General features: G+C 53.2%; 25 protein-coding genes. 16 read left to right on the top strand and 9 right to left on the bottom strand.

Annotated features, from left to right (window positions below; all coding sequences use genetic code 11):
- The first annotated feature begins 97 nt into the window (after positions 1 to 97).
- Together KRAC_RS30950 and KRAC_RS30945 are read left to right on the top strand one after the other, a co-directional pair.
- Positions 98 to 658, top strand: coding sequence for an RNA polymerase sigma factor (locus tag KRAC_RS30950; protein ID WP_007914154.1), 561 nt, complete (start codon positions 98 to 100; stop codon positions 656 to 658).
- The gene (locus KRAC_RS30945) at positions 645 to 2240 is read left to right on the top strand and encodes an outer membrane protein assembly factor BamB family protein (protein WP_169460968.1); all 1596 of its coding nucleotides are present in this window, start codon (positions 645 to 647) and stop codon (positions 2238 to 2240) included. The genes KRAC_RS30950 and KRAC_RS30945 overlap by 14 nt, the downstream gene beginning before the upstream one ends.
- 141 nt (positions 2241 to 2381) lie before the next feature.
- On the opposite strand, the gene KRAC_RS30940 is transcribed toward KRAC_RS30945, so the two are convergent.
- The 5 genes from KRAC_RS30940 to KRAC_RS79795 form a co-directional block, all read right to left on the bottom strand.
- The gene (locus KRAC_RS30940; protein ID WP_007914152.1) at positions 2382 to 2606 is read right to left on the bottom strand and encodes a hypothetical protein; all 225 of its coding nucleotides are present in this window, start codon (positions 2604 to 2606) and stop codon (positions 2382 to 2384) included.
- 373 nt (positions 2607 to 2979) lie between these two features.
- Complete coding sequence (locus KRAC_RS30935) at positions 2980 to 3987, bottom strand: hypothetical protein (protein WP_007914151.1); 1008 nt, start codon at positions 3985 to 3987, stop codon at positions 2980 to 2982.
- A 200-nt stretch (positions 3988 to 4187) separates the two neighbouring features.
- Positions 4188 to 5813 carry a Na/Pi cotransporter family protein gene (locus tag KRAC_RS30930; protein WP_007914149.1) on the bottom strand — a complete coding sequence of 542 codons (1626 nt, stop codon included), beginning with the start codon at positions 5811 to 5813 and terminating at the stop codon, positions 4188 to 4190.
- 338 nt (positions 5814 to 6151) lie between these two features.
- The gene (locus KRAC_RS30925; protein WP_007914148.1) at positions 6152 to 6829 is read right to left on the bottom strand and encodes an HAD family hydrolase; all 678 of its coding nucleotides are present in this window, start codon (positions 6827 to 6829) and stop codon (positions 6152 to 6154) included.
- Positions 6830 to 7037: 208 nt separating this feature from the next.
- Positions 7038 to 7349 carry a hypothetical protein gene (locus tag KRAC_RS79795; RefSeq protein ID WP_007914147.1) on the bottom strand — a complete coding sequence of 104 codons (312 nt, stop codon included), beginning with the start codon at positions 7347 to 7349 and terminating at the stop codon, positions 7038 to 7040.
- Between the two features lie 758 nt (positions 7350 to 8107).
- Here KRAC_RS79795 and KRAC_RS30915 point away from each other — a divergent pair.
- The 6 genes from KRAC_RS30915 to KRAC_RS30895 all read left to right on the top strand — a co-directional run bounded on the left by KRAC_RS30915 (position 8108) and on the right by KRAC_RS30895 (position 12373).
- The gene (locus KRAC_RS30915) at positions 8108 to 9328 is read left to right on the top strand and encodes an RNA-guided endonuclease InsQ/TnpB family protein (RefSeq protein WP_007914146.1); all 1221 of its coding nucleotides are present in this window, start codon (positions 8108 to 8110) and stop codon (positions 9326 to 9328) included.
- A 75-nt stretch (positions 9329 to 9403) separates the two neighbouring features.
- Positions 9404 to 9721 (top strand): hypothetical protein, encoded by a 318-nt coding sequence (locus tag KRAC_RS30910; RefSeq protein WP_052568722.1) that lies wholly within the window; start codon positions 9404 to 9406, stop codon positions 9719 to 9721.
- Between the two features lie 125 nt (positions 9722 to 9846).
- Positions 9847 to 10437, top strand: a complete 591-nt coding sequence (locus KRAC_RS30905) for a dihydrofolate reductase family protein (protein WP_007914145.1) — start codon at positions 9847 to 9849, stop codon at positions 10435 to 10437.
- A 346-nt stretch (positions 10438 to 10783) separates the two neighbouring features.
- On the top strand, positions 10784 to 11131 hold the full coding sequence (locus KRAC_RS76400) for a transposase (protein WP_244422352.1): 348 nt from the start codon (positions 10784 to 10786) through the stop codon (positions 11129 to 11131).
- Entirely contained in the window at positions 11014 to 12171 is a 1158-nt protein-coding gene (locus KRAC_RS30900; protein ID WP_244422465.1) for an IS701 family transposase, read from the top strand. Before KRAC_RS76400 ends, KRAC_RS30900 begins: the two co-directional genes overlap by 118 nt.
- Entirely contained in the window at positions 12131 to 12373 is a 243-nt protein-coding gene (locus tag KRAC_RS30895) for a hypothetical protein (RefSeq protein WP_007914143.1), read from the top strand. Before KRAC_RS30900 ends, KRAC_RS30895 begins: the two co-directional genes overlap by 41 nt.
- 257 nt (positions 12374 to 12630) lie before the next feature.
- On the opposite strand, the gene KRAC_RS30890 is transcribed toward KRAC_RS30895, so the two are convergent.
- Positions 12631 to 13086 (bottom strand): hypothetical protein, encoded by a 456-nt coding sequence (locus KRAC_RS30890; RefSeq protein ID WP_007914142.1) that lies wholly within the window; start codon positions 13084 to 13086, stop codon positions 12631 to 12633.
- 312 nt (positions 13087 to 13398) lie between these two features.
- On the opposite strand from KRAC_RS30890, the gene KRAC_RS30885 reads away from it, so the two are divergent.
- Positions 13399 to 14148, top strand: a complete 750-nt coding sequence (locus KRAC_RS30885) for an SDR family NAD(P)-dependent oxidoreductase (protein WP_007914141.1) — start codon at positions 13399 to 13401, stop codon at positions 14146 to 14148.
- A 58-nt stretch (positions 14149 to 14206) separates the two neighbouring features.
- Here the strand turns inward: KRAC_RS30885 and KRAC_RS30880 are convergent, their stop codons facing one another.
- On the bottom strand, positions 14207 to 14965 hold the full coding sequence (locus KRAC_RS30880) for a metallophosphoesterase family protein (RefSeq protein WP_007914140.1): 759 nt from the start codon (positions 14963 to 14965) through the stop codon (positions 14207 to 14209).
- Positions 14966 to 15197: 232 nt separating this feature from the next.
- On the opposite strand from KRAC_RS30880, the gene KRAC_RS30875 reads away from it, so the two are divergent.
- The 3 genes from KRAC_RS30875 to KRAC_RS62835 all read left to right on the top strand — a co-directional run bounded on the left by KRAC_RS30875 (position 15198) and on the right by KRAC_RS62835 (position 19075).
- Positions 15198 to 15608 (top strand): PPOX class F420-dependent oxidoreductase, encoded by a 411-nt coding sequence (locus KRAC_RS30875; RefSeq protein ID WP_007914138.1) that lies wholly within the window; start codon positions 15198 to 15200, stop codon positions 15606 to 15608.
- Between the two features lie 73 nt (positions 15609 to 15681).
- A complete protein-coding gene (locus KRAC_RS30870) occupies positions 15682 to 16875 on the top strand; it encodes a macrolide family glycosyltransferase (RefSeq protein WP_007914137.1) in 1194 nt (397 codons plus the stop codon).
- A gap of 547 nt (positions 16876 to 17422) precedes the next feature.
- Positions 17423 to 19075 carry an IS1182 family transposase gene (locus tag KRAC_RS62835; protein WP_007914135.1) on the top strand — a complete coding sequence of 551 codons (1653 nt, stop codon included), beginning with the start codon at positions 17423 to 17425 and terminating at the stop codon, positions 19073 to 19075.
- A gap of 20 nt (positions 19076 to 19095) precedes the next feature.
- On the opposite strand, the gene KRAC_RS30860 is transcribed toward KRAC_RS62835, so the two are convergent.
- Positions 19096 to 20361 (bottom strand): MFS transporter, encoded by a 1266-nt coding sequence (locus tag KRAC_RS30860; protein ID WP_007914134.1) that lies wholly within the window; start codon positions 20359 to 20361, stop codon positions 19096 to 19098.
- A 215-nt stretch (positions 20362 to 20576) separates the two neighbouring features.
- Complete coding sequence (locus KRAC_RS30855) at positions 20577 to 21248, bottom strand: MerR family transcriptional regulator (protein ID WP_052568720.1); 672 nt, start codon at positions 21246 to 21248, stop codon at positions 20577 to 20579.
- Between the two features lie 1029 nt (positions 21249 to 22277).
- Here KRAC_RS30855 and KRAC_RS30850 point away from each other — a divergent pair.
- The 4 genes from KRAC_RS30850 (at position 22278) to KRAC_RS30835 (ending at position 25175) form a co-directional block, all read left to right on the top strand.
- Positions 22278 to 22475: a hypothetical protein gene (locus tag KRAC_RS30850; protein WP_040445366.1), complete on the top strand. Its 198-nt coding sequence runs from the start codon at positions 22278 to 22280 to the stop codon at positions 22473 to 22475.
- A 482-nt stretch (positions 22476 to 22957) separates the two neighbouring features.
- Positions 22958 to 23470 (top strand): GNAT family N-acetyltransferase, encoded by a 513-nt coding sequence (locus KRAC_RS79790; RefSeq protein WP_040446027.1) that lies wholly within the window; start codon positions 22958 to 22960, stop codon positions 23468 to 23470.
- 122 nt (positions 23471 to 23592) lie between these two features.
- Entirely contained in the window at positions 23593 to 24495 is a 903-nt protein-coding gene (locus KRAC_RS30840) for a diacylglycerol/lipid kinase family protein (protein WP_007914131.1), read from the top strand.
- Positions 24492 to 25175: a lysophospholipid acyltransferase family protein gene (locus KRAC_RS30835; RefSeq protein WP_007914129.1), complete on the top strand. Its 684-nt coding sequence runs from the start codon at positions 24492 to 24494 to the stop codon at positions 25173 to 25175. The genes KRAC_RS30840 and KRAC_RS30835 overlap by 4 nt, the downstream gene beginning before the upstream one ends.
- Positions 25176 to 25188 lie beyond the last annotated feature (13 nt).

Below are 25188 nucleotides of genomic sequence, written 5' to 3'. Positions count from 1 at the left end.
GCATGTGGCCTCTTTTTATTTTTGGCGTAACACTTTTTATTGCTCATGCGACGGAACAAATGAGATCTCAAAACTAGAAAAATTGCTGAGGACATGGATGCAATTGTTTAAGCAGCAAATAAACCTGGACCATAAGGCCCTGGTGGCCGAATTATATACACGTTATGCGCCGGCCATAATGATGTATATACGTCGGCAAGTACTTTCTCAGGAGGATGCGGAAGATATCTTATTGGAGGTGTTTACAGTCGCGCTAGAGAGCAAATTGCTTGGTAAGCTGAATGAATATAAGCGAAAAGGCTGGCTCTGGAGTGTGGCGCACAACAAGGTGATGGATCATCACCGGCGCGCCAAACATCGCACTCACACGAATCTGGAGGATGTAGTAGAGGATCTGCTGGGGGACGAGATGGATGCGCCAGAATTTGTCGCTTTACGCAATGAGGCGCATGCCCAGGTGCGTGAGCGTTTGCTCTCGCTTTCAGAGGTGCAGCAGGAGGTGGTGCGCTTACGCTTCGCCCACGGCCTGCGTAGCCCTGAAATCGCAACATTGGTCAACAAGAGCGAGGCGGCGGTGCGTGTCATGCTCTCCCGCGCGCTCAACAGTTTGCGGGGAATCTACAACATGGATGGTGAGGAGACACATGATGGACGATAAAGAGTACTTTAACCCGAGGATTGTAGATGAGCAGATCGAGGCGTTACTGCAAACTGGGAGCCATCCCAATGAAGAGACGCGCACTGTACACGATCTACAAGGCCTCTACAGGAGTGATCTGCGCTCACTGGAGCGAGTATGGGAGCGCCTGGATCTGGGTACAGACACAGGCTTTGGGAAAAATCCCTGGACAAAGAGAATTTCTCAAAACAACAAACCATTAGAATTTGAAAGGTTTCGATATATGCAAGGACAGCATACTCAACAAGATAAAGCCAAGTCACCTTCGACGTTTATGCGCCGCTTTGGCATGATTGCGGCGGTACTCTTTATGGCCCTCCTGGTGGGAAGCCTGATCGCCGTCCTAAACGTCGCACGCGGGCAACACAACGGTCCCGCCTCTTCAGGGAATACACATGTTACCAATGCACCCAATCTCCAGGTGAAGACGCCCTCTGGCGTATATATTGGCGGGGACAGTGGCGTGACCAAGATCGATCCACAGACGGGAAAGGTGATCTGGAACTATACCGTAAAGCTTGATCAATCTCCAGTTGTGAAAACGCCCAATCTAGGCATCACCCGCATCATCTTGAGCGGCAATACTCTCTTTGCTTTGGTTGGTGGTGGGAGTAGTTCATCGGCACAGCAGGGCATTATAGCTCTTAACGCGCAGGATGGTACTGTCTTCTGGAATAAGAGTCTACACACCGGGGGATTAACAGATATGGCGCTCGGCGATGGCCTGGTCTATGTCAATGCGGGTACCTATTCTGATAAAGGCTCTTCCAAATCGGATATCCACATCTTTAGCGCGAGCACAGGCGTTGAGAAGCGGAGCTACTCTTTCCAGATGGCTATTACTTCTATGACGTGGAACGCGGGTAAGCTGTACCTGGGCACCGATCACGGCCTGTATGTTACCAAAGCAACGGATGGTACCGTCATCTGGAAGCAGCCAGTATCACATGAGCAGTTCTACGTGACGCGCCCGTATATCGTGAATGGCGTGGTGTATGCCTCCTTTGATTACACGAGTGAGGTGGGTGGCAGCCATTCAGACATCGAGGCATACGATACGCTGAGCGGCAAGCGGCTATGGAAAACAGGAGACATCCCTGGTCAGGTCTTTGATATCGCTCTGGATAAGAATGCTGTGTACCTGGGTATCCAGCAGTCCAGCCCAAGCGATGGGAATGTATTCGTGGGTACGGTCTATTCCTACAATATCCAGAATGGGCAGAAAAACTGGTCAAAAGCCGTGGATGGCTCGGTACAGAGCGCTCCTGTAGTTGTCGATGGTGTCGTCTATGCGCCAACTTATGGAGGTCCAGATGGCAATGGTCATACGACGACCGCGCTGGACGCCAGCACTGGCAACCAAAAATGGCAGAAGCCCGTTACCCTGGGTGTCATGCTCAATCCAGTTGCGGCTAATGGCATGATTTATGTCGCCGACTGCAATTCTTTCGATTCCAAGTTTTCATTGGGAACCAAGGTCTATGCCTATAAGGCGGACGGCACCCTGGCATGGCAGTTTAGCATTGCTCACAGCGTGTCAGCTCTGGAGGTGGCCGAATAAGCAGGTTTTCACGGATCTGATGAGAAATAAAGAAGGTATTCGAGGACATTTGCCCCCGAATACCTTCTTTGTGTTTTTCTTGACGGGTTGCTATCCTTCGTGCCTGCGGCGCTCAGGGTAAGCCCCTTTTCCTCTTTCAAGCTAGCGATCACTTCTTATCTGGCTGAGCAGATTTCTGGCCTGTTCGGCGTGTTTGTTGGCAGCTTGCTGCTCATCATTAAAGAATTGAGCAATCTCTTGCTGCCCCTGGCTCTGGGCGTCTTGCTTGTAGCACTCACAGGTCTGTGCTTCCCGTAATGAGTGGTATAGTACGCTAACTACATTATATACATCGTTTTGTGTAGAGGTGCTTTGCGGCTCTTGCATCGCGTTCTATCCTTTCTGTGTTGCTGTCCTGGCTTTCTATCGTTGAGTAGCAGCCAGGTGAGAGTTACTCACGCAGGCTGCACGATAAACGAGCGCCAAACGTTTCGGCATGAGTTTGCGCGCTGATACCTTGCCTCCACGTATATGCCATTCAGGAATTATTTTTGGGCAATATTGGTTGTCAGTAGACCAATTTATCCTCTTATGCTCAAAAATGTACCAGCTTCGACCTCTCGTCTCTCGTACGACACCTGAGCTGCTCGCCCGATGGGCGCTACGCTATCGTGCGCGCTTTCAGCGGGCAAGAGCCATGCCCTGGTGCTGCTGGATATCCGGAGGTAATACGGTAAGCACGTTTGTTTGCCGCGCTTAATTACATCTTGCTCAAATAGTCGCGCATGCGGTACCAGATGCTGGGGGGGTATCCAGGCGCGGGAGCTGGCGCGTTGGCGTAGTGAAGGTACATCTCATGTAGCAGTTGGGATTCATGGGAGGGATGGCCCTCGATGATCCATTGCAAGGCCTCCAGGTCTTGCAAGAGTTGCTCAACTGAGATGGTAAGCTCTGCCGGCACCACCGGAGGTGTCTCGCAGGCCTCCTCGACCGCCTCTGCGATGAAAGTGGCAACCTGGTCATCTAGTAACAGGCTTGTTGTGAGAGCGCCTCTCGGTTCAGAAGGAGTGTTACTATTGTTATTTCCCAATTGGAGATCAATGATGGGATATACTTCGTTGAGAGGATCAACAAAAATCTCAAAGAGGGCGTTGTGGATGGCCTCAGAGAAGGCGACAGGATCGTCGAGGGCGTCCGCTAGCGCCAGTCCCTGAATGGTCTCATAACGCTGGAGTGGTAGGGGAAGACGCGTGCGGACGAGCTGTTGGAGTTCACAGGTAATCTCGCCGCGCAACTCGCTGATCAAGGCTCCGGGCCGCCAGGGACCAGTACCCAGGCAGTAAAAGGACCAGCATTTGATGGTTCGCCACTCAGCGGGCCAGGAACATTGGCGGTTGACGAGATAGATGCATTGGCGCTCGCTGGCACTAATGTTTTCTGGAAGCACGGGTGCAGACTGGTCGAGGAGTGTTATCGCGAGTAGATCAAAAGGCTGGACGTTCGAGGCATCCGCGACGCAGCATTGCCCACCGCACTGACGGCAGTAGTTGAAGCCGTTCCAGAGGACGTGGTTATACTCTTGAAATAAGGCTGAGAGTTCGCGCACAAACTCCCGTGCTGACTCATAGGTCCAGGTAAGCCCATATGCTGGCACCGAGATCGGCTCGTTGCGCGCTCGCCACAGGATGATGGCCTGTTCACAGAGGTGAAAAGCCTCCTCATTGGCTATATAGACCCGCTGATACTCGGGATGCTGCGTTAATTTCATCTCGCCCTCCCTGAAGAGATGCACCATCGCGTTATGCAATAGTGGTTTGTCGGAGCACACTAATGCTCTGTCTTCATCGAACTTACAATGTATTATGGCATATATCTATGCTGTGTTCTATTCAAGATGGGACGGCTGGTGAGTGCAATAAGCATACTCCGGCTATGTGGTGCGAAATAAAAGTGGGGGTCTGGGATGCTCTACATCTCGCCTTGAACGATGGTCGCGATATTAAAGGCGTGGGATAGAACGCGGCTCATGGCGTTGAGTAGGTCGAGGTGAATGGCGCTTGAAGAGAGGCTGGGCGCGACCCTCTGTTGCAGGCGGCGTACATGACGCAGATGGAGCGCGCGCTTGGTTTGGGTGAGAACCGCTTTGTGGGTGAGGCATTCCGTGGCAAGGGTTGGATCTTGCGACGCCAGCGCTGCCAGCACCTGCTGTACCGCGAGCTGCACTTCCTGATAAAAGGTAATAAGATCCTGCCAGCCCTCCTCTGAGAAGACGACCTGTTCACGCTGTTTGCGCTGTGCGAGCCGGACGATCTGTTTATCAATAATATCGCCAATCGCCTCTAGATCTGTTACAATGTATAGTAGAGCTAGCTCACGCCGCGACTGTTGCTCTGTCATCTGTTCTTCATCAAGCCGGGTCAGGTAGCTTTTCACAGCTTCTTCTAAATCATCGAGCTGGTCGTCAAGCTGGTCAATATGCCTGGGAACATTATCACTTTCTTCATCAAAGGCCAGAATACCACGTTTAAGCATAACCGTGACCAGGTCAGTCATGCGCACAATCTCGCGCATAGCCTGGCCGAGGGCAACGGCCGGTGTTGCCAGGGCTTCTGGATCAAGATGGCGTGGTCCGTCTACGCTTTGACTCTCCTGATCGGGTACCAGGGCCGTTACCAGGCGTACCAGTGGTGTTGCCAGGGGAGCGAAGACCAGTGCCAGGGCGATATTCAGCCCCATATGCGCGATAGCGACCTGCGTCCCACCATTCCCCAGATGGGAGAGTAACTGAGCCAGCGGCTGAAGCAGGAGGAACGCCACAGTCACGCCTATGAGTTTAGTTCCGGTATGCAGGTAGGCCAGGCGACGCCCGACGCGGGACGAACCACTCAAGGCGGATAAAAGGGCTGTGAAGGTATTGCCAACGTTTGTACCCAGCATGATTGCGAGGGCTGCGATAGGCAGTAGCGCTCCATTGCCTGCCAGGACGATGACCAGGCCGATAGAGGCTGCGCTTGAGGTAAAGGCGATTGAGAGGATGGCGCCAATAAGAGCCAGAACAATAGGAGCGTTGACCATGGCTTGTAGTACGTCTGCTGTAAGAGGACTGGCAGCGACGGGACGGCTCCCAGCTTCTAGTGCCGCCAATCCAACCGTAATCAAGCCAAAGGCAAAAAAAGCCTTCCCAAGCGGGCGTAGCTTAGAACGGCGGGTGAAGAATGCTATGGCGGTGCCCAGTCCCAGGATCTCCAGGGCGTGATCCGTAATATGTAAGGCTAGCAACTGGACAACCAGGGTAGAGCCAATGTTGGCTCCCAGCAACATAAAAAAAGCCGTCGTCAGGGTAATAAATTGCGTATTGACGAGACCAACAAGCAGGCTGGATGTGGCGCTAGAACTCTGTGTAATCGCAGTGGTGATCAGTCCGAGCAGTAGCGCCATCCAGGGGCGACGTGACAGCGTCGCCAGGGCGCTACGCAAACGGACGCTCATTGTCTTCTGAAAGATATCAGAAATTTGCTGTACTCCATAGAGGAGCAGCAGGACGCCTGCAATTAAAAAACTCACCACTGTGGTGGGCGATGTTGGCAAATGCATAAAGGGGCCTCCTCTCATCCTTGTCGGGAAATGCCTCTACCTCTTCTGCTAGTGGGTTTCCTTTCTGGCTGGTAGCTCTCAATCGAGAGATTCCGACTTTGTGTATAACCCGGCAACCGGCAGTTTGGACGTGAAAATCATACATTTAATATTAAGGGAATGTTAACCAATTGTTAAGGGAATGTTAAATACTATAACAGCTTTCTCTTGAAGGCGCAAGCAGAAAAGAGGGATAATTTTAGGTGTGTAGCGGTTTTAAGGCGGAATAGTACAGTGCTTGCCAAATTCTGCAATTGTAGAACCTGGCAAGCACTGTACTGCTAAAGCTGGAACAGTAACTAAATGGAAGCGCTTATTGTTGTTCCGTGTTCAAGTAAGGTAGCGAGACCCGCTACACTATCTACCAGGTGCGTGGGCTGCTGGCTCTGGAGCTCCTCGTAGGAGCCATAGCCATAGGTGACGGCGATAGAGGGAAGGCCATTTTGCTGCGCGCCGATGATGTCGTGTTTGCGGTCACCAATCATGATTGCGTTCTGGTAAGCTGGAGTTGGAAGCGATGCTAGAGCGTAAGCAATGACCTCGGCCTTGTCGATGCGTGTCCCATCCAGTTCGCTGCCTGCGATAAGCTCAAAATAGTGTGCTAGATCGAAATGGGCCAGAATGCGCTCGGCGAAAATTGTAGGCTTGGAGGTCGCGACCAGCAGGCGCTTGTTGCTGGCACGCAGGTCAGCAAGCAGCGCGGGAATACCTGGGAAGACCGCGTTTTCGTATAGTCCAGTTTCAGCGAAATACTCGCGATAGTAAGCTATGGCCTGTTGGGCCTGCTCGGGTGTAAAGCCATAGTAATTGTGGAAAGACTCGGCCAGGGGCGGGCCGATAAAGGGGGCGAGTATATCAAGATCAGGAACATCTATGTTAAAGCGTGCCAGGGCGTACTGCACGGACTTCGTAATGCCTGGCTTGGGATCGGTCAGCGTGCCATCGAGATCGAAGAGCAAAGTATCATAGGTTAGCATAAGTCTTTTTGTAGTTCGCTTTCTTGCATATTGATTAGCTTTATAATAACACAAGATATATCTTACAGGTCTCAGGCAATTCCATAGATCAGAGCTGTTTGATATCCCCATTCCTGTATATTGGCGATATGACTAGTGTTAACGTTTTTGATGAGACAAAGAACAGAAGGAGCTTACCTTGCAGAAGAACTTGATGCTAGCTGATTCCTCATCGCTCTTTCTCTATCATGTAGGGTAAGAGGCCGGGTCCTGATGATTCAGGAGCACCAACCCCTCCCCTCCGAACGCAGCATGCACCTTTCGATGCACTACGCTCTCCAGAGGCCAGTGTCTTTTCAACACGACTCCCACAGCGGTCTTTTGACACATCCATGTCAACCGCCACTTTTGAGTCTGGCCTCCTGCGACCCTTTGTCAGATAAAATCCGACTCGTATGGTCGCTCCGTCACCTTGCGCTTTACAGCGTTTAGGCGATCCCTCAGTTCCTCCAAATGTCTCAGTCTGTACGTAGGTGCCCATTTCGTCACTTCCTGCTCCTTGCAGGCTGGCTCCAACGAGAGCTTGCAGGGGAAGTAGTACCGTTCCCCTGCACGTTGAACACAGGCGATAGTCCCTTCTCCTGTGGGCTGGCGTTTTTCCGCCATGACTTGGATTCAGCCAATCAAGACTTCACCTTATACAGCTTCGCTTGACTTCCCTCTGGCTCCTGGGACTGGAGCTTCACCAGCATTTTACACGACATGCTACTTTCCCTTCAGTCCTTTCGGTTGAAGGTATCTCCGTCCACTTACGTGGGCGAATAAGTCGCTGTGTTACTCACCTTGCTCTAGTGAGCTTACCCCGACGGGTAAGAGAGACATTTGTGGCACAAAGGCGCACTACTACGAAGCCTCTGTTGGACCATTTCATACTCTTTCTGACCTCAAGGGAGAGAAAGCAGAGGACATCCTGATGCGCCTTCGCCAAGAGAGTAAAACTTTTGCTGCCCAACGCAGGGCTGATTACCTAGCAACTCGGCGTGAGCTTGAGCAGCAACTTAGGAGGCTCTTTCTCCAAAAAGGAGCGTAAGAACAGCAATCGAAAATGTGCGCGACTATGCTAAAAGGTGTGCTTGTTGTACACCTTTTACACATTTGGAGGCGTTGACAAAGAGACGATATCATGATATCCTACACGCGCCAAATAAGAAAAAGTGTTCTAAGTCATAGTATTTGACGTTTCTAGCGAAAGATGCGAAATCCATCTTTCAGTGTGGTGTTGAAAGGGAAGGGGTCTTCATGCTCCTCTGCAAAAAGATCAAACTTGCCGTCAGCGAGCAAGACGCGGCCACCCTTGAGTTCATGCAAGGCAAATGCAGAGGGCTCTACAATTGGTGGGTGATGAAACTGCGAGATGGAGAGAAGTGGCGCTTCAACGCCTGCAAGAAAACGTTGGCCGAAAGTCGTGTCTATGATCCTGAACTCAATCAGGTGTATGGGAAGTTGCTTGCGGAAGTGTACTATCGCCTGGATGGGGCCATGCGAGCCTTCTTTCGTCGCGTCGCCAATGGGGAAACCCCAGGCTTTCCCCGCGTGCGCCCTCGCCATGGCTTCTTTACCCTCTGTTATCCGGCGATGTATCTCACGCGTGAGGGAAACACGCTCATGTTGCCCACAGGAGGCAAGGGCAAGCACAAACGCTTTCCTGCCATCCGTGCTCACCTCACCGAACTGCCTCCCGAAGGCTTTCGAGAGGTGGCTATTAGTCGCGATGGCAGAGGTAACTACTACGCCTCTTTCAGCTACCGAGAGCCCGAGGAAGCCAAACGCGATGGCAACACTGTGGCCTTCGATCTGGGCATCAAGACGCTGGCAACTGGCGTCACGGAAGAGGGCAGAATCTATCACATCGGTGGGTTCAAAGGCTCGCGTTGGTACAACAACCAGTTGGATCGGCTTCGCTCGAAACGCAGCAAGTGCAAGAAGAAGTCGCGTCGTTACCTTCATCTGAGCAAGGTCTATAAGCGCGTGTCGCAGAAGAAGCGCAACAAACAACGCGATAGCCTGCACAAGGCATCGCATCTCATCGCACGGCGATTGGTTGAGAGAACTGTCGTCGTGGGCGATCTTTCTCAACGGCACATGGTCATGAAAGAGCATCAGGAGCGCAACAGGGCGCTCAATCGGGCCGTCTACAATGACTGGGGCTTGTATGCCTTTGTTCAGATGCTCACCTACAAATGCCAGTTGTATGGGAAAGAGCTTCATTTCATAGATGAGCGCAACACGTCCAAGCAGTGTAGTGGCTGTGGGAATCTGCAAGCCATGCCACTGTGGAAGAGGACGTATCGGTGCGCGGAATGTGGACTCGTCATGGATCGAGATGAGAACAGTGCTCACAACATCTTGACGAGGTTCTTTGCCCGGCGAGGGCCATACACTCAGGCTTGTCCTGAGTGCGATGTGCTGCAGGCGACCCAAAGCGGCGTAGATGCCATGGAGACATCCTGTGAGGGGTAAGTGCAGCAATTGAATCTATTCGCGTGTGTATAAGCACATTTGAGTAGATTTAGAAAGGCAGGAGAACCGAAGCGTATGGTCCCTCATTATATGATCATTGGAGAATGCCCCTGGTTGCGAGAATGGTACCAGGATGGCAGAACAGTCAAAATAGCAATGGATGCATTTCATCCTCTTACCCTGAGTTTTACCTATGGTGATTCTTTTCCAGCAATGCGTGTTCAAGATGGAAAGCCGTATCGTGGAAAGGTATATACCTTGAGTGAAATCATGGAGGTGATCAGAGAGTATGGTTTGCCCCAGATCTGGAACGCTGATGGGCAAAATGGGCCAGAACGCTATATTGAAGCCCAGATATGGGACGATATTTCTCTACCCGAAGAGCAAGATTAGAGAAGTTATCTCTGTGCACTTGTAGTAGACTGATGTAACTTGCAATTTGCAAGTGTACAGATGCGTGCCCAAGTAGTTAATGAGTGTAACAAGGCTCATTGTTCATACTAGAAGAGGTAGAGAGAATGCGTAAGCTGATATTGCAAATGCAGATGTCTGTTGATGGGTATGTGGCTGATGAAAACGGACAGACAGATTGGATGGTATGGAACTGGGGAGAAGAATGGAATTGGGATGCTGAGTTGAGAAGATATCATAACGATGTAGCCGCCTCTATGGATTGTGTTTTGCTCAGCAGAAAGATGGCGCAGGAAGGCTTCATTCATTACTGGGCAACGGTGGCCGAGAAGCATGATAACCCGCAGTCTGGATTTGCGCGTAAGATTACTGAGGCTCAGAAAGTTGTGTTTACAAAAACGCTCAATATGTCTGAATGGCATAACACTGTTCTGGCAAAGGGCGATCTCGCCGAAGAAGTAAACAAGTTGAAAAATATTAGTGGGAGAAATATTATTACGTATGGAGGCGCAACGTTTGCGTCCTCTCTACTTCAAGCTGGACTCGTTGATGAGTTGCATCTTATCATTAATCCGTCCATCCTTGGCAGTGGCCTACCTATCTTCGACAAAATAAGAGGTGCACAGAGGCTTTCTCTTATACATTCAGCTTCTTATAAAGGCGGAATCATCGTTTCGCAATACAAGAGCAGGCCATAAAAATTCGTGAACTAGACGGTAGTAATGGAAGAGCAGATGCTCCGTGAGGAGTTGCACGACTACGATCGCTATATGGCGGATGTAAGATACCGCCTGATTCCCCTGATCTGGTAAATGAAGTACCAGTTTGTATTAAATATTGATGTCGTATAGATAAGCTAGTCTTGTTGAAATGTGAACATAACGACCATGTGCTGATTGTAAGGTTGACGCTTCACATTTGAGTAGAAGGAGTGCATCACCAATACGGAGGGTGGCGATACCATCCTCGTTGAGATGTTCTAGTATTACAACGAGACTTGTTGGAGTATACTGAAAGGAGGTCTGTACCTGGAGGTGAAACCCAATGTCTCTCATGATCGATATAACTGCCAGCCAGCCGCCTCTTCCAGGCCGACTGGCGGTGCAGGACTTGACCTCGGAAGAGGTGGCTTCCCTGGCCGAAGAACTGCTGGCTTACCATCAGCACTTCGCCCCGTTGTTTTCTCGGCGTGAACAGCGGGAGTGGGCGGAAGTCTATGTGCGTGGACTGCTTACGGCGAATGTGCCGACGCCGCGAATGTGGAAGCGATGGCCCTGCGCCTGTTGGGAGTGGGACCGCATGCGCAACGGCAGGTGCGCGCTCTCCAGCAATTCATTGGGGAGGGCAAGTGGGATGATGACGCCCTGCTGGCCGAACATCAGCGCCTGGTGAACGAGACGCTCGGTGAAGAGGATGGGGTCCTGATCGTCGATGGTTCGGACTTTCCCAAACACGGCTCTCATTCAGTAGGAGTCGCTCCCCAGTGGTGCGGAAATACCGGGAAAAAGGATAACTGCCAGGCAGGCGTCTTTCTGGGCTATGCGAGCCGCAAAGGTGCGACGCTCCTTGATCGGTGTCTCTACCTGCCTGAGTCCTGGTTTGGTGAGGATCACCGAACGCTGTGGCAGGACTGCCAGATTCCCGACAAGGTTCCCTTTCAAACCAAGCACGAACTGGCAGCGCAGTTGGTAGAAGGCATTATGGCTTCTGGACGCCTCCAAGCGCAGTGGGTCGTTTGTGACGAGGGATATGGCGACTCCCCTGCCTTCCTGCAACGGCTGGACGCGACGGGGTTGTGGTATTTGGCCGAGGTGCCGCGAGATACCAAGGTGTGGCCACTGCTGGAAATCGATGGGCAAACTCCACGGGATCGTCCGAGCAGTTGGGTTCCACCACAGACTCGTTCGCGCAAAGGACCAGTCCCACAGCGAGAGCGACTGCATCCCAGCAGTCCAGCCAAAGTGCCCTTAGAGGACCTGGCCAAGCAGTGGCCTGCTTCTCGTTGGCAGCGCTACCGTCTGTTGGAGGGGCACAAAGGCCCGCTGGTCGCTGATTTTCTCGTGCTGCGCGCTCTCCTGCCGCTTGATCGGCTGCCAGGCCCGGAGGTCTGGGTGGTGATCCGACGCAAAGTCAGCGGTTCTGCAGAAGAGCCGGAATGGAAATTTTACTTGAGCAACGCTCCGCTGGAGATACCGCTTGCCACGTTTGTGCGGGTGAGCGGGATGCGCTGGCCCATCGAGACCTGTTTTGCCGAATGCAAGGGGGAATTGGGCATGGACCACTACGAGCTGCGGTTCTGGCGCGGGTGGCACCATCACATGACGATGGTCATTCTCGCTCATCATTTCCTGGTTCGTTGGCAACAACGCCTGAACCAGAGAGAGGGGGATCTTGCGCCCAACAACGACACGCCCCTTGCCCACGCCAGGTGAGGTGCCCAGCTTGGACGCGCATGCCTCTCTGCCACTGAGCATCGCCCAGGTGCGCTTGCTCTTGCAGGTTGCCTTGCCCCAACCCGTGCTGGATCTGCCTGCAGCCCTGGCGTTGATCGCGTATCAGCAACGCCACAACTACGCCGCCTATTGCTCTCATCGCAAGCGGCTTCTTGCCCACTTGCAGGGGCTGCGTTGGTAAAGTCTCGTTGTAATACTAGAAGGCCTGTGAGGTGAAGCATATCATCCTTATATGAGATTTCTGTCTGATTCTCTTGTGCAAAGGTGATTGTTTCTCCCCAGGCAAGTGTTTCTGGGATGTCGAACTCCACAAAATATGTTTCATATAGTTTTGGTACTGAACTCGCCCAGACTGCGCGGCCAGTGCCGTAAACAGTGGTGAAATCAATGAGCGGACTGGACGTGGTTGAGTGTATGTGTGTAATGTCAATGCGCATATCAGAGGCTGATCCACATATACATGTTTTTTGTCTCGGCGTGGGCGCGGACGGCGAGTTGGCAGAGCTGTTGGAGAAATTGCGTGGCAGCCTCGGTAGGGGGCAGGCCTTTCTTGCTTTGCCATTCCTTGGTCGCTCCCCACTGCGCGCCATAGCGGCTGATTTCTGCATCCTGGAGCGCAGCGAGTCTGGTTGTCAGAGGCGTGGGGAACTGATAGACCCATCGCTCCGTGGATTCGGCTTCACCGAGCATACGTTCGTCGAGGCTAGCTAGTATGTCATGGAGGCTGCCCTTCTCTACATCCGTTACGATAAGTTCCAACTGAGCCAGCATGAGAGGGTCGACATTCTTCCCCTGCATCGTCGGAAAGAATTGGCCTGGATTGCCCTGGCTCATGAATTGTGTCTCTTCCAGCTCGATCTCAGTCGCAATAAAGGCGTCACTTGTGAGGTCCATAGTGTTATCTCCATTATTTTAGTGCTTCCCGTCACAAATAGAAGCTTGTTTTTGTATTACATGCATTAATCTATATCTGGGGTTTAAGGTTGGCCGTGTAACAAAAGCATCTTCAGTATATCATTAACAGGCTGTGTCTGCCGGATGTAAAATCCATGATGTTTTCATATCTGTTTCTTTGTGGAAGGGAGCCAGGGTGGGCGTCTCCCTTCGCCAAGAATGATACGTGATATAGCTGAAGGATGCGTGGTTGCGTGCTACGGCGCAACCATATTTTCTGCCTGAATTAGTATTAGCGAAGGGGGACAAGAGATGACAAAGCGCTTAGAGGGTAAGGTTGCGTTGATTACGGGCGCATCGTCTGGAATTGGAGAGGCGACGGCGCTGGCCCTGGCGGCTGAGGGGGCGCAGGTGGCGGTGGTGGCGCGTCGGGCCGACCGTTTGCAGGAACTGGTCAAGCGCATTCATGAGCAGGATGGCACGGCGGTGCCTGTGGTGGCGGATGTGGCCGACGAGAAACAGGTGCAGAACGTGGTCAACCATGTGAAGGGGAAACTGGGGCGCATCGATATCCTGGTCAATAACGCTGGCCTGATGCTGCTGGGTATGATCGATGGCGCGAATACCGAGGACTGGCGGCGCATGGTGGATGTCAATATTATGGGTTTGCTCTACACGACGCATAGTGTGCTACCAATCATGAAGGAGCAGAAGAACGGGCATATCATCAATATCTCCTCGGTGGCGGGCCGCACGGCGCGTGCGGGGAGCGGCGTCTATAATGTCACCAAGTGGGGTGTTGTGGCGCTCTCAGAGGCGCTGCGACAGGAGGTCTATAAAGACCATATTCGCGTCTCCGTCATCGAGCCTGGCGCGGTCGCGACCGAGTTGACCGAGCATATTACCGATGAAGAGGCTAAGAAAAAGCAGGCCGAGTGGTTGCAAGGCATCACCCCGTTGGAGAGTGAAGACATTGCCAATGCCATAGTCTACGCCGTGACCCAGCCGGAGCGCGTCAACGTCAATGAGATCCTGATCCGCCCAACCGAGCAGGAACGCTAATCTGCGTGTGCCGGCCGACGCGTGCTTCAGCAGCGTCGGCCGGCACACGCAATTAAGCCTAGCGGCTAGCGGCTAGTTGCTCAAAGAATTCGGCGGCCTCGGTGGCTGTGGGTATTTTGAGAATGTTCTCGTTGGCGAAGTCCTGGGCCTGGGGATAGCCGCTCTCGCGTACTTGTTGGGCGGCGGCCTCCAGGTCATACTCCGTCTGGCGGAACTCGTGGCCCTCGGGGGTGAGAAGCAGCCAGTATGCCCCCGGACTCTCCGCGTAGGGCATGCCCACGCTGCCCGCGTTGATGATGCGTGTGTTGCCTGTCTGACGCTCAAATTGCATGTGGGTATGGCCGCAAATGACGATGGGATGGGCAGTATTGGCGAAGAGCGTGTCGAGGCGCTCCTGGGATGTCAGGGGAGTAAAGATATCCTCATCGTTGTGGGGCGTGGCATGGCAGAAGAAAATTTCGCCCTGTTCTTCGAGAGGGAGGGTCAGACTCTCGGGTAGGCTGGCCAGGTAATCGCGCTGAATCTGCTCCAGCTGCCGCCCGACCCAGTTGGTTGCCGCCTGTCCCTCTTCTGACATGTGTGAAGGCAGGGGAAGGCCGTCGAAGGCCAGGACGGCCTCGCGGTCCCCATTACCACGAATGGCGCGCACTCGCAGGTCGAGCTGTTGCAGGCGTTCCAGCGTCTGACGTGGGAAGGGACCCGAAACAATATCGCCGCCCAGCACCACCAGGTCGGGCTCTATCTCCTCAAGCTCATTTAGCACCGCTTCTAGAGCGGGCAGATTTCCATGAATATCATAGAGGGCTGCAATCTTCATCTGTTAACTCCTCTTTTGTTTCTATGTATCTATGCAAAGCATAGCAAAGACAGGCCGTATGGGGAAGAAGATGTATATGCTTGTAGCATAGATACCCGGTCTATAGGCGCAATATTCATAAAGAAGCCAGGCACCTGGGAAAGAGTTGCTTTGTGTTGCTATTGTGTCTTACACTGAAGTTATGATTGAGCACGCACGAAAATCCTTGAGGTAAAATAAGGAGGCGCGAGCTTTGAGCCATTTCACTGAAACTGAGATCGCATATATGCAGGAGCAGAAGCTGGGGCGGCTGGCGACGGTAGATGCCAAGGGCAATCCGCACGTGGTGCCGGTGGGCTTTCGCTATAACAGTGAACTGGATACCATCGACGTCGGTGGCTATAATATGGGTAAGAGCAAAAAGTTCCGCGACGCGGGCCGTCATGGGCGCGCAGCCTTTGTTATCGATGATGTCTTGCTGCCCTCACAGCCACGTGGCATAGAGATTCGTGGGCGTTCTGAAGCCATCCAGCAGGGCGGAAAAGAGATCTTGCAGAATGAGAATGTGGATGCTGAGTTTATTCGTATCACACCCACACATATTATCTCGTGGGGCATCGATACTCATCCCTATCATCCCAGCAGCCGGAAGATCTCTTCCTAGCCTCGTTGAAACAGGTGCGCCGGGTGTCTGCGCGCAGTAAACAAAAGATTTGGAAAAGGGTGAGCAAGGATATATGGCTAAGTTTCTTTTTTGTAACGTACCACGCTATGGACAGGTCAATCCCACGCTGGCGGTGGTGCAGGAGTTGGCTGTGCGGGGAGAGCAGGTGGTGTACTGCTTGACCGAGGATTTCCGGCGCGCGGTCGAGGCTACTGGCGCGCGCTTACAGCCCTATCGATCGACGATGTTTGGCTTCAGCTCGCCGAGCGCGCCGAGGGGCCCCTATTCCTCAAGTACGCCCGCGCGTTTAGTGGAGGAGAGTCGCTACGTCCTTTCGCAACTACGCGATGTAGTGCGTATGGAGAAGCCGGACTGCGTGATTTATGACCCGGCCAGCCTCTGGGGCTATGTGCTGGCTCAAATGCTGGGCGTGCCAGCGATCCAGTTCCGTCCTGGCTATGTCTTCAACGAGCACTTTCAATTTGCGAGCGAACTGTGGGAGGGGGCCGCGGAATCGATCCATCCCCACCCCTTTGAGCAGGTGAACAATGATTTCGAGGCGCTCTGCCGCGTCTATGGCGTGAATGCGTTTCCCTTACAGGAGATGTATGCTCGGGTGGAAGCGCTGAACGTTATCTCTATTCCCAAGGCCTTCCAGCCCGCGGGCGAGACCTTTGATGAGCGCTTTCGCTTTGTCGGACCCTCCATTGTCTCGCGGCTCACGACCTCGGAGTTTCCCTTGGAGCGCATCAATAGCCAACCCGCGCTCTATATTTCCCTGGGAACGGTCTTTAATAACCGCGTTGACTTTTTCAACACCTGCTTTGAAGCCTTTGGTGGGAGCGCATGGCAGGTCGTGCAGGCCATTGGCCAGCGCATCAACCGCTCACAGTTGAACGAGATTCCCGGCAACTTTATGGTCTATCCCTTTGTGCCGCAGTTGGAGGTCTTGCAATATACCGACATCTTCATTACGCATGGCGAGCTGGGTAGTATCATGGAGTCGCTGTATTATGGTGTGCCGCTTATCGTAGTACCTCAGACCTCCGAGGAGGCGATCACCGCGCGGCGCGTCGAGGGTCTGGGCCTGGGCCTCTCGCTGGACACGGGCGAGCTACATGCCGATGTCCTGAAGCAAACAGTGAATCGCATCGCCAGCGACTCTAGCTTCCGTGTCAACACCAAGCGCATGCAGCGTGCCCTGCGCGAGGGCGGTGGTTACCACGCAGCCGCAGATGCCATAGTTGATTTTAACCAGCGCAGATAGCCCACTACTGGCGTACGCGGCTACTGCTCGGACGAGAGTAGCCGCGTACGCCAGTAGCGGGTTAAAAGCGGCTTTAACAATCTGATGATATTTGTTTAATACACATGTTTTCTATTTGGGGGTCCCGACATAAGTATAATCCCATGAAACGTTTGCCCACATCCACCAAAAGAAGGACACGCGCGATGGATTGTGTTGCCAGCGGTTTTACCAAACATCCTAAACGGAGGTACCCCCAGGATAGGGGGTACCTCTATCACCCCTCCATTATCCTGGATAAGCTCGACGCAAAAAAACTTGCCGCATCCCATCGCAGATAGTTCTGATGAATGAACTGGAGAGCGTATGCTGGAGTCTCAAAATCGTTCGCAGCCTGTTGAAAAAGGCTTCCAAATACCTCATCAGGAGAAGAGAAAGCCCTCTTGACTTGCCCCGTGCCTTGCCCTATACCATGCATAGTTTGAAGCAATGAGCAAAAGCTGACGTTGAATGGCCTATTGGAAGGGAGTAGCAACGGCTAGGCGCTTTGGCCTACGAGGTGAGCGGTATGATGGGAACGAAAGAGCGCGCATTTGCACGGCTGGTCAATGTATCTCGTGAGAAACTGGTGCCAGCAGACCATTTTTATCGGCAGGTGGAGCGAACCCTCGACCTGTCCTTTGTCCGCGAATGTGTGCAGCCAATGTATGCAAGTGGAGGGCGGCCCTCAATTGACCCTGTTGTGTTCTTCAAGTTACAACTGGTCATGTTCTTTGAGGGTATTCGATCCGAACGCCAACTCATTCGTCAGGCTGCTGATCGTCTCAGCGTTCGCTGGTACCTGGGCTACGATTTGGATGAGCCTTTACCTGATCATTCCAGCTTGAGTAAGATCCGTACTCGCTATGGCCTTGATGTTTTTCGCTGGTTTTTCGACGCGATCGTGCAACAGTGTCAACAGGCAAAGTTGGTGTGGGGGAAGGAACTTTATCTTGATTCCACCCAGGTCAATGCGAATGCGGATCTGGATTCCCTTACACCTCGCTTTGCTGTTGAGGCGCGAGAAGCCATCCAGCGCCATTTGACCGCTCTTTTTGCGCAGGAAAATCAAGGGGACGAGGAAGAGGGAGGAGAGAGCATGGACGCTCCCATGTCAGAAGGTTCTTCAAACACGGGGACCTGCCTTCAGCCTACGTCCCTGCCAGTCGTCCTCTCTCAACAAGAGCAAGAAGAGCTTGAGACCGAGCGCTCAATGCGGCACGACTGGATCGTTGAAGAGGGTCGGCAGCAGAGGGAAATCCATGGGCTCTACCAGCGTTCTGCCGACTTCCAGATCAGTACGACTGATCCCGATGCCACTCCAATGCGCCTCAAGAACGGCGGTCTTCATTTGGGCTATCATACCCATTATGTCGTCGATGGAGGCAAACGTCGCATTATCCTAGAAGCCCTGGTGACCCCTGCGGAGGTGATGGATAACCAGCCGATGCTTGACTTGCTCTGGCACGTCCGCTTTCGTTGGCATGTGAGGCCTCGACAGATAACCGGCGATACCAAGTATGGGACCATCGAAAATATCAAGGCCATTGAAGATGCGGGAATGCGGGCCTACATCCCCTTACCAGACTGGGATCAGCAGAGGCCTCCTTACTTCGGCCCCTCCAAGTTCACCTATGATGCCGTGCATGATCGCTATGTCTGCCCCAACGGTCAACTGCTGCACCTCTCTCGGATGGAGTATAAAGCGGAGAAGGTGGAGTACCGCGCCGAGGCAGCCACTTGTAATGCTTGTCCACTCAAAGCTCAATGTACCCCCAGTAATCACGGTCGGCAGGTCCACCGCTCTTTCCATGCGAACTACCTCGAACGAGTCAGGGGCTACCAGCAGACCCTGGCCTATCAGAAAGCCCTGAAGAAGCGGAAGGTATGGGTCGAACCCTTATTTGCCGAAGCCAAGGATTGGCATGGCATGCGACGCTTCCGCTTGCGACGCCTCTGGCGAGTCAACTGTGAGGCTCAGGTCATCGCAGCAGGACACAATCTCCAACAGTTGCTCAAAAAGCGAGGTTGGGGCCGACGTCCGTTCCCAACGGACGCCATCTGTGCCTCTTTTGGGCTCTTTTGGATGCTGTGCTCGCTCACTTTTGCAAGGAAAATCTCTTCTTTTGCCGATTGCCTCAGCTTTTTCAAGGATGAGGAAGTAAGATTTCCTCTTTGCTGATGAGCTTATCAAAGGCTTTTTCAACAGGCTGGTTCGTTTCTTGCGACTTCTTTCGGGTGGACATGCACAGCCTGTCCTGGCAGGTACAACTCAAGCCGGACCATGACAAAGCCAGCGATCAGCGTCGGCCCGATGAGGGCGACCCAGGGCCAGGCAGGGCCGAGAGCGTAGAGCAGCGTAAACAAGGTGGGAGCGAGGGCCGAGGCGATCCCCCAGGAGAACTGATAGATGGCTAGATAGCGCCCTTGCAGATGCGCAGGACTGCTCGCTGCCGCCAGCGCGATCACCGTCGGAGCAGTGATCAGAGAAGCCAGCGTGTTGAGCGCCACCACGCCAAACAAATAGGGAACAAGGAGAACGTGAGGAAGAAGCAGAGCTAATGCTAACAAGGCATATCCCAGAGCGCGAAGCAGGCTGGCAAGTGCCAGAGAGCGTGTACGGCGATACGGTTCGAGAAGTCGCATCACCAGGGTCTGGGTTCCGATCAACAGCCCAGCACCAAAGGCAGACAAGATCCCCAGCGTCACCGTCGAGAGGTTCAAGGTCTCCGTTATGTAGAGAGGCAAGCCAGTAGACAGCAGAGACAGAGTCAGGGTAAACAGAACGTTGCATGCCACGAGCACAAGAAAGGGACGGTTGGCGAGAACTGCACGGGAACCCTGAGAGGAGTCTGCCGAACGCGCAGGGCGAACTGGTGAGGGCGCTGTGCGCCACAACAGCAGAAGCGCCGCTAGCCCGAAGCTCAGGACATTGGCCACAATGAGTGTTTGATAGCCGATGGTCCCACCCCATGCCACGATGAAGCCAGCCACCAGGCCGCCCATCCCAATGCCGAGATTCTGTGTCGCCCCGCTCAAGCCATACCAGCGGTCACGCTCGTCTGGACTGGCGATTTGAGCGATCAGGACACCGAAGGACACGTAGAAGAGGCGTGCCCCGGCCATCACGAGCAAGGCCGAAACACCCAGCACGACAAGAGAGTGGACGAAGAGATAGCCCAGGAACCCTAGTGCCTGGAGTACCTGAGCAACCACCACCATAGGCTTGGCCCCAAAGCGATCAACAAGAACGCCCATGAACGGGATTATCGGCAAGATCAGAGCCGTCGCAAGGGAGAGGCCTCCCCCAATGACCGGGAGAGCCAAACCAGCCACCCGCTGAAAGTACAGCAGCGAGAAGGGCAGGTACAGCCCGGTCCCGAGCGCGTCGATCAAGGTGGCTACTACAAGCGCTCCCTGCCCGCGCATGCTTGGCAGGCCAAGCCGCTGTGTCAGTGTGAGAGACATATTCATTACTCCTTCTCGTGACTATCTAAAGGTCTGCGGGAGCGCTGCTTGCTGTGGAGCAAGTCGTGCGAGGGAACGGCCTTTTCCACCGGGAATTGCAGTTCCATCACGGAGGAAGCCTCGTCGTGAGGGATAGGAAGGGTGGTATGCAAGAAGACTTCTCGTGCTGGCCCGACGATCTGGTAGCCATTGGTCTCGACCCAGGTGAGGATGGCCTACTGGGCTTCGAGGTGCGTTGCCTTATTCCCCTGGTGAACCGTGGTTGCCATCAGAGTAGCAGATACCTCGTGGACGCACACCCGCCCGCTCTCTGGAATCCGCTGGTGCAACGTCACCGCAGCAGCCCCATCAATGTCCTGGTCTTTGTACTCTTCGTCGTAGCAGATGACGAAAGGGGACCCGACACAGGTCTCGCGCCCCTCAAGCGCGGCGTACACTTCTCCATACAGCGAACGGATTGCGTCGTGGGTGGGAAGTGTTGCTCGAACGGAGGCGACGAGTTGCGGTTCGACATGCTTGAGGATGACATCATAGGGAGATACTGTTTCCTCCTGTTCGATCTGTTGCAAACGTCCCTCCACCTCGACAAGACGGCTTTGCAGCCCATCGAGCTGTTGTCTGAGTTGGGCGTGTCGTAAACGCAGCATGCCACGTATCTGCTCTGCCGTGACTCCTTCCATCAACATCACCCCTATTTGCACAAGCTCGAAGCCAAGGCTCTTGAGCGCCAGGATGCGATTCAAGTGAGTAACTTGACTGGCAGAGTAATAGCGATAGCCAGTCACTTCATCGACCTCAACTGGTTTGAGCAGACCGACTTGATCATAATAGCGCAAGGTGGGAACGGGAACCTGCACGAATTTGGAGAATCCCCCGATTTTGAGCATGCTTGCCTCCTTTGCTCCACACAGCATCCACTTTCCCCAGATACGATTTGGGGAAAGCCTGTACACGATGCCCCTTGTTGGGGCGAGATCGAGAGAACGAAACTGACGAACCGTTTCTCTCGTTCGCCAACAGGCCGTTTTCTAGCCTTGAGGGCTCCCAGCAGGGGGCTTCATGATCGCCACCTTTCCTCTCTTCATACGGCAAGGGAATTTGCTGCCGTCCAGCCCTTTGATCAAAGGATACACTCTCAAGCGGCTTGAGAGTCAAGACGCCCCTTGCTTGAATGAGAAAGGTGTGAATGGTTCTTGCGTATTGAGATGAGTAAGTGACACTAAAGGTTGAGGTTCTATGAAGATTGGGTATATTGTAACACTTGCTCAAGTAGTAACACCGCCCAAATCAGTAACAACTTAATACGGTGGTAACACTTGCCCAAGCAGTAGCCCCGTGTACGCCAGTAGCGGGCCACACAAAGGTGTTTGTTGAATGTGACTGATCATGTGCATAATAGACAGTAACACTGAATAATAGCGATGACGCTGAGTAACTGGCGATAACAATTACTGGATAGAGAGGGGATAAGTGCCAGAACTTACATCTCTGCAGACGCTGGTGTGTTGTGATGAGCATTCTTTTCCATCTGTCACTGAGAAGGTGGCGCAGACGCTGGGGAGAATGGGCGTTTTGAATGATGCTGTGGAGAAGTGGTTATTGAGGGCCCAGTGGCCCTCTTCGTTTGATCCGGACTTCCCTTACGCGTTCCTTGAACCAGATTCTCCCGTTACTATAAAGTCGGGAGATGAAGTGTACCAGGCGCGGGTCTTTTTCTTCTTTGATCCCGCTCCGGAAAAACCGGGGGAGTATGATCACCTGGTAGAGCTGTCTTTGCTTTTTCCAACTGAGCCAATGCAGCGAAAGGGTGATATCGTCTTTTCCCAGAACGCGGGACGACTGTGTTGGCAAATCTTGCGCGAGTTTACCACCACCTTTCCTGAGTTTGGCATGTATGTCACTAATGAAGCCAGGATGTGGAGCAGGCAGAGGCGCTTAAAAAACGTGGTCCGAGCAGCGAGTTCTGGTCTTTTGAGATGGCGCTCATTCCCCAAACTGTGCTTGAAGAGTTTCTGCCCTTTCCCCAAGATCGTGAGCGTTTTGTTGGTGTCGAATGGAGCGGGTTTGCCTATAAGGATTGCTGGGAGACGTTACCCTGGAGCGAGGAGCGTTGAGCATGAATGATCGGACGTATCCACCGAGTAACACTTTGCCGTTTGTGTGTGCTTTGATGCGGCAGTTGGAGGAGGCGGGCTTGCGGACCTGGCTCTTTGGCGGCTGGGCTGAGGAGGTCTGGCAGTTGTGTTTGCCACGGGCGCATTATGATATCGACTTGTTGTATGTCGCACCAGATTTCCAGCAGCTGGACGTGTGGATGGCACACCAGGGAGCGCTTGAGCCTGTTGTGGGCAAGCGCTTTCATCACAAGCGAGCCTTTATTTACCAGGGGGTGCTGGTTGAGATTTTCTTGCTTGAGCACAGCGATAATAGTTATATCACAAAGTATTTTGGCGATAAGCATATACTGGCGTGGCCGAAAGGGACGCTCTCAGAGGTGCAACTGGCCGATGAGACAAGAATAACACTTGCCAGCCCGAAAGCGCTGCTTTATTATCGCGAACAGCATGAGCGAGTAAGTGGGGCGTATGAAGTGTATATACATGCGCTCCTTGACACTCCTCGGCTGATACACCGTCGTCTCTCAACGGAAGATGCGAATTTTATCCTTGAGCTTTTAAATGACCCATCGTGGTTGCAATTCATCGGTGATTTTGGGGTAAAAACGCTCGAAGAGGCACGTAACTATATATTGAAAGGGCCAGTTGAAATGTATGGCCGCCTGGGCTTTGGTCTATACCTGACGGTGTTAAAGGAGGGGAATGTTCCGATCGGGATCTGTGGCCTGATAAAAAGAGATGCATTAGAGGACGTGGATATTGGCTTTGCCTTTCTTCCAGGATTTGGGGGTAGGGGATATGCCTATGAATCGGCCTCGGCTGTCATGCAATATGGGAAACAAGTTTTTGGCCTTAAACGGATTGTGGCTATAACTTCTCCTGACAATCTGCGTTCAGCCAAACTTCTTGAAAAGCTGGGTCTGCGCTTTGAGCGTATGATCAAGTTCTCTCCTGAGGCTCAAGAGTTGAGGTTGTTCGGGGCTGACCTCTAATTTAAGTGTTCTCACGCCAAGCGCTCTCACGCCGTTTCGTCGACATCATCCTTTCAGGAATTGTAGAGGTCTTCGGGGTATGGTACAATCTTGCCTAAGATCCACCACTGAAGGAGACATTTATGGAGTCTGCTCAACCTCTTGTCATGCTTAATCCTGCCGCTCGACATGGCAAAGTAGACCTCTATCGTACACTTGTACGCAGCCGCGCGGAACAGGAAAAGGCCGAATATATCGAGACAAGCGCACCAGGAGAGGCGCGGGAGCGTGCCCGGCAGGCTGCTATGCAGAAGCGTCCCGTGATTATTGTTGGCGGGGATGGCTCGGTGAATGAAGTTGTCAACGGCCTGTTGAGCGTGAGCCAGCGTGTTCCGTTGGGCATCGTGCCAGCAGGTTCAGGCTGTGATTTCGCCTGGAATACCCTCCACTTGCCTCGTGATCCCCAAGCCGCGGTCGAGCGAGCCTTTAGTGGCAGATTGATTGATGTGGATGCTGGCCGGGTAAATGAACACTATTTCGCCAATTCGTTCAGTGTGGGGCTTGATGCTGATATCGCTGTGGCAGCGGGGAGCCTGAAAAAATATTTGCGCCTGGCTGGTATGCCTCTCTATTACACCTCAACTCTGCGCCAGTTGCTGTTCGGCTACCACCGTTGCCCCTGGCTAAAGTTCAGCCTGGATGATAATGGAGAGAGGCGCGAGCAGGAACAGCGTTTTATCCTTATGGCGGTTACCACGGGGCCAACCTATGGTGCTGGCTTTCGCATCAATCCTCAAGCCGATCATACAGATGGCCGCTTCGATATCTGTACCATTCGTTATACACCCTTGTTGCGTGCCCTGCGCCTATTACCAATCGTCCAGAAAGGTGAACACAGCGATTTGCCAGAAGTAACCTTCTATCGTGCTAGAACCGTACAGATTGAGAGTCGCGAGCCTGTGCATATGCAGATGGATGGCGAAACTATGTCCGCGAGCAGTTTCAATGTCACCATTTTGCCGAAGGCCCTGTGGGTACGTGTATGAAAAAGGCCGCAACATATGGTAGTGGCTGGCTAGGCCGCATCATTTACACTCTGTTGCGTCCAGTGGCTCGGTTGTTGATATTGCTGGTCTGCCGTGTCTCGGTACGTGGTTCGGAGCATGTACCCTTGACCGGCCCCCTTTTGCTCGTCTCTAATCATCTGAGCTGGTTCGATCCCATCCTGGTAGCGGGTCTTCTCCCTCGCCGTACCTGGTTCTTTGCCAAGAAAGAGATTTTTTCCTGGCCCATTGTGGGCTGGCTGGTGCGTTGTACCGGGCAAATTCCTGTATACCGTGGCGAGAGCGATCGTGCGGCTCTGGGACAGGCGCTTGCCTACTTACAGGAGCAACGACCCTTGCTCATCTTTCCTGAGGGGACTGTCGCCCGCCAGGAGCAGATGCTTCAGGCCCACACGGGGGTTGCGATGCTTGCCCTGCGTACCGGAGCGACAGTTCTCCCCGTGGCGTTGAATGGCTCACGACGTATTCTGCGCCCTGGAGGTGGGTGGCGCCCTCATGTCTCTGTTCAGTTTGGTGAGCCCTTTGTTCCCGTTCTGCCCGCAGGACTGACTCGTAAAGAGGGGTTACGCAGTATCACACAGGAAATGATGCTGCATATCGCTACCCTGTTGCCGCCAGAGCAGCGGGGAGCCTATCGCGACTTGCCGCTGGAGAAGACGTAGAAGGTGTGTCGAT

This window comes from Ktedonobacter racemifer DSM 44963 (assembly GCF_000178855.1).
Lineage (GTDB): Bacteria > Chloroflexota > Ktedonobacteria > Ktedonobacterales > Ktedonobacteraceae > Ktedonobacter > Ktedonobacter racemifer.
Note: the sequence above shows the minus strand (reverse complement) of the source record. Positions and strands in the feature narration are given on the sequence as shown.

Coding starts and splice junctions, on each gene's coding strand:
- KRAC_RS62835 (WP_007914135.1), top strand. CDS start 17,423: ATGATGGGAACGAAAGAGCGCGCATTTGCACGGCTGGTCAATGTATCT.
- KRAC_RS30835 (WP_007914129.1), top strand. CDS start 24,492: ATGAAAAAGGCCGCAACATATGGTAGTGGCTGGCTAGGCCGCATCATT.
- KRAC_RS30890 (WP_007914142.1), bottom strand. CDS start 13,086: ATGGACCTCACAAGTGACGCCTTTATTGCGACTGAGATCGAGCTGGAA.
- KRAC_RS30945 (WP_169460968.1), top strand. CDS start 645: ATGATGGACGATAAAGAGTACTTTAACCCGAGGATTGTAGATGAGCAG.
- KRAC_RS76400 (WP_244422352.1), top strand. CDS start 10,784: ATGTCTCTCATGATCGATATAACTGCCAGCCAGCCGCCTCTTCCAGGC.
- KRAC_RS30915 (WP_007914146.1), top strand. CDS start 8,108: ATGCTCCTCTGCAAAAAGATCAAACTTGCCGTCAGCGAGCAAGACGCG.
- KRAC_RS30840 (WP_007914131.1), top strand. CDS start 23,593: ATGGAGTCTGCTCAACCTCTTGTCATGCTTAATCCTGCCGCTCGACAT.
- KRAC_RS30925 (WP_007914148.1), bottom strand. CDS start 6,829: ATGCTAACCTATGATACTTTGCTCTTCGATCTCGATGGCACGCTGACC.
- KRAC_RS30870 (WP_007914137.1), top strand. CDS start 15,682: ATGGCTAAGTTTCTTTTTTGTAACGTACCACGCTATGGACAGGTCAAT.
- KRAC_RS79795 (WP_007914147.1), bottom strand. CDS start 7,349: ATGGGCACCTACGTACAGACTGAGACATTTGGAGGAACTGAGGGATCG.
- KRAC_RS30860 (WP_007914134.1), bottom strand. CDS start 20,361: ATGTCTCTCACACTGACACAGCGGCTTGGCCTGCCAAGCATGCGCGGG.
- KRAC_RS30930 (WP_007914149.1), bottom strand. CDS start 5,813: ATGCATTTGCCAACATCGCCCACCACAGTGGTGAGTTTTTTAATTGCA.
- KRAC_RS30885 (WP_007914141.1), top strand. CDS start 13,399: ATGACAAAGCGCTTAGAGGGTAAGGTTGCGTTGATTACGGGCGCATCG.
- KRAC_RS30855 (WP_052568720.1), bottom strand. CDS start 21,248: ATGCTCAAAATCGGGGGATTCTCCAAATTCGTGCAGGTTCCCGTTCCC.
- KRAC_RS30910 (WP_052568722.1), top strand. CDS start 9,404: ATGGTCCCTCATTATATGATCATTGGAGAATGCCCCTGGTTGCGAGAA.
- KRAC_RS30940 (WP_007914152.1), bottom strand. CDS start 2,606: ATGCAAGAGCCGCAAAGCACCTCTACACAAAACGATGTATATAATGTA.
- KRAC_RS30880 (WP_007914140.1), bottom strand. CDS start 14,965: ATGAAGATTGCAGCCCTCTATGATATTCATGGAAATCTGCCCGCTCTA.
- KRAC_RS30905 (WP_007914145.1), top strand. CDS start 9,847: ATGCGTAAGCTGATATTGCAAATGCAGATGTCTGTTGATGGGTATGTG.
- KRAC_RS30950 (WP_007914154.1), top strand. CDS start 98: ATGCAATTGTTTAAGCAGCAAATAAACCTGGACCATAAGGCCCTGGTG.
- KRAC_RS30935 (WP_007914151.1), bottom strand. CDS start 3,987: ATGAAATTAACGCAGCATCCCGAGTATCAGCGGGTCTATATAGCCAAT.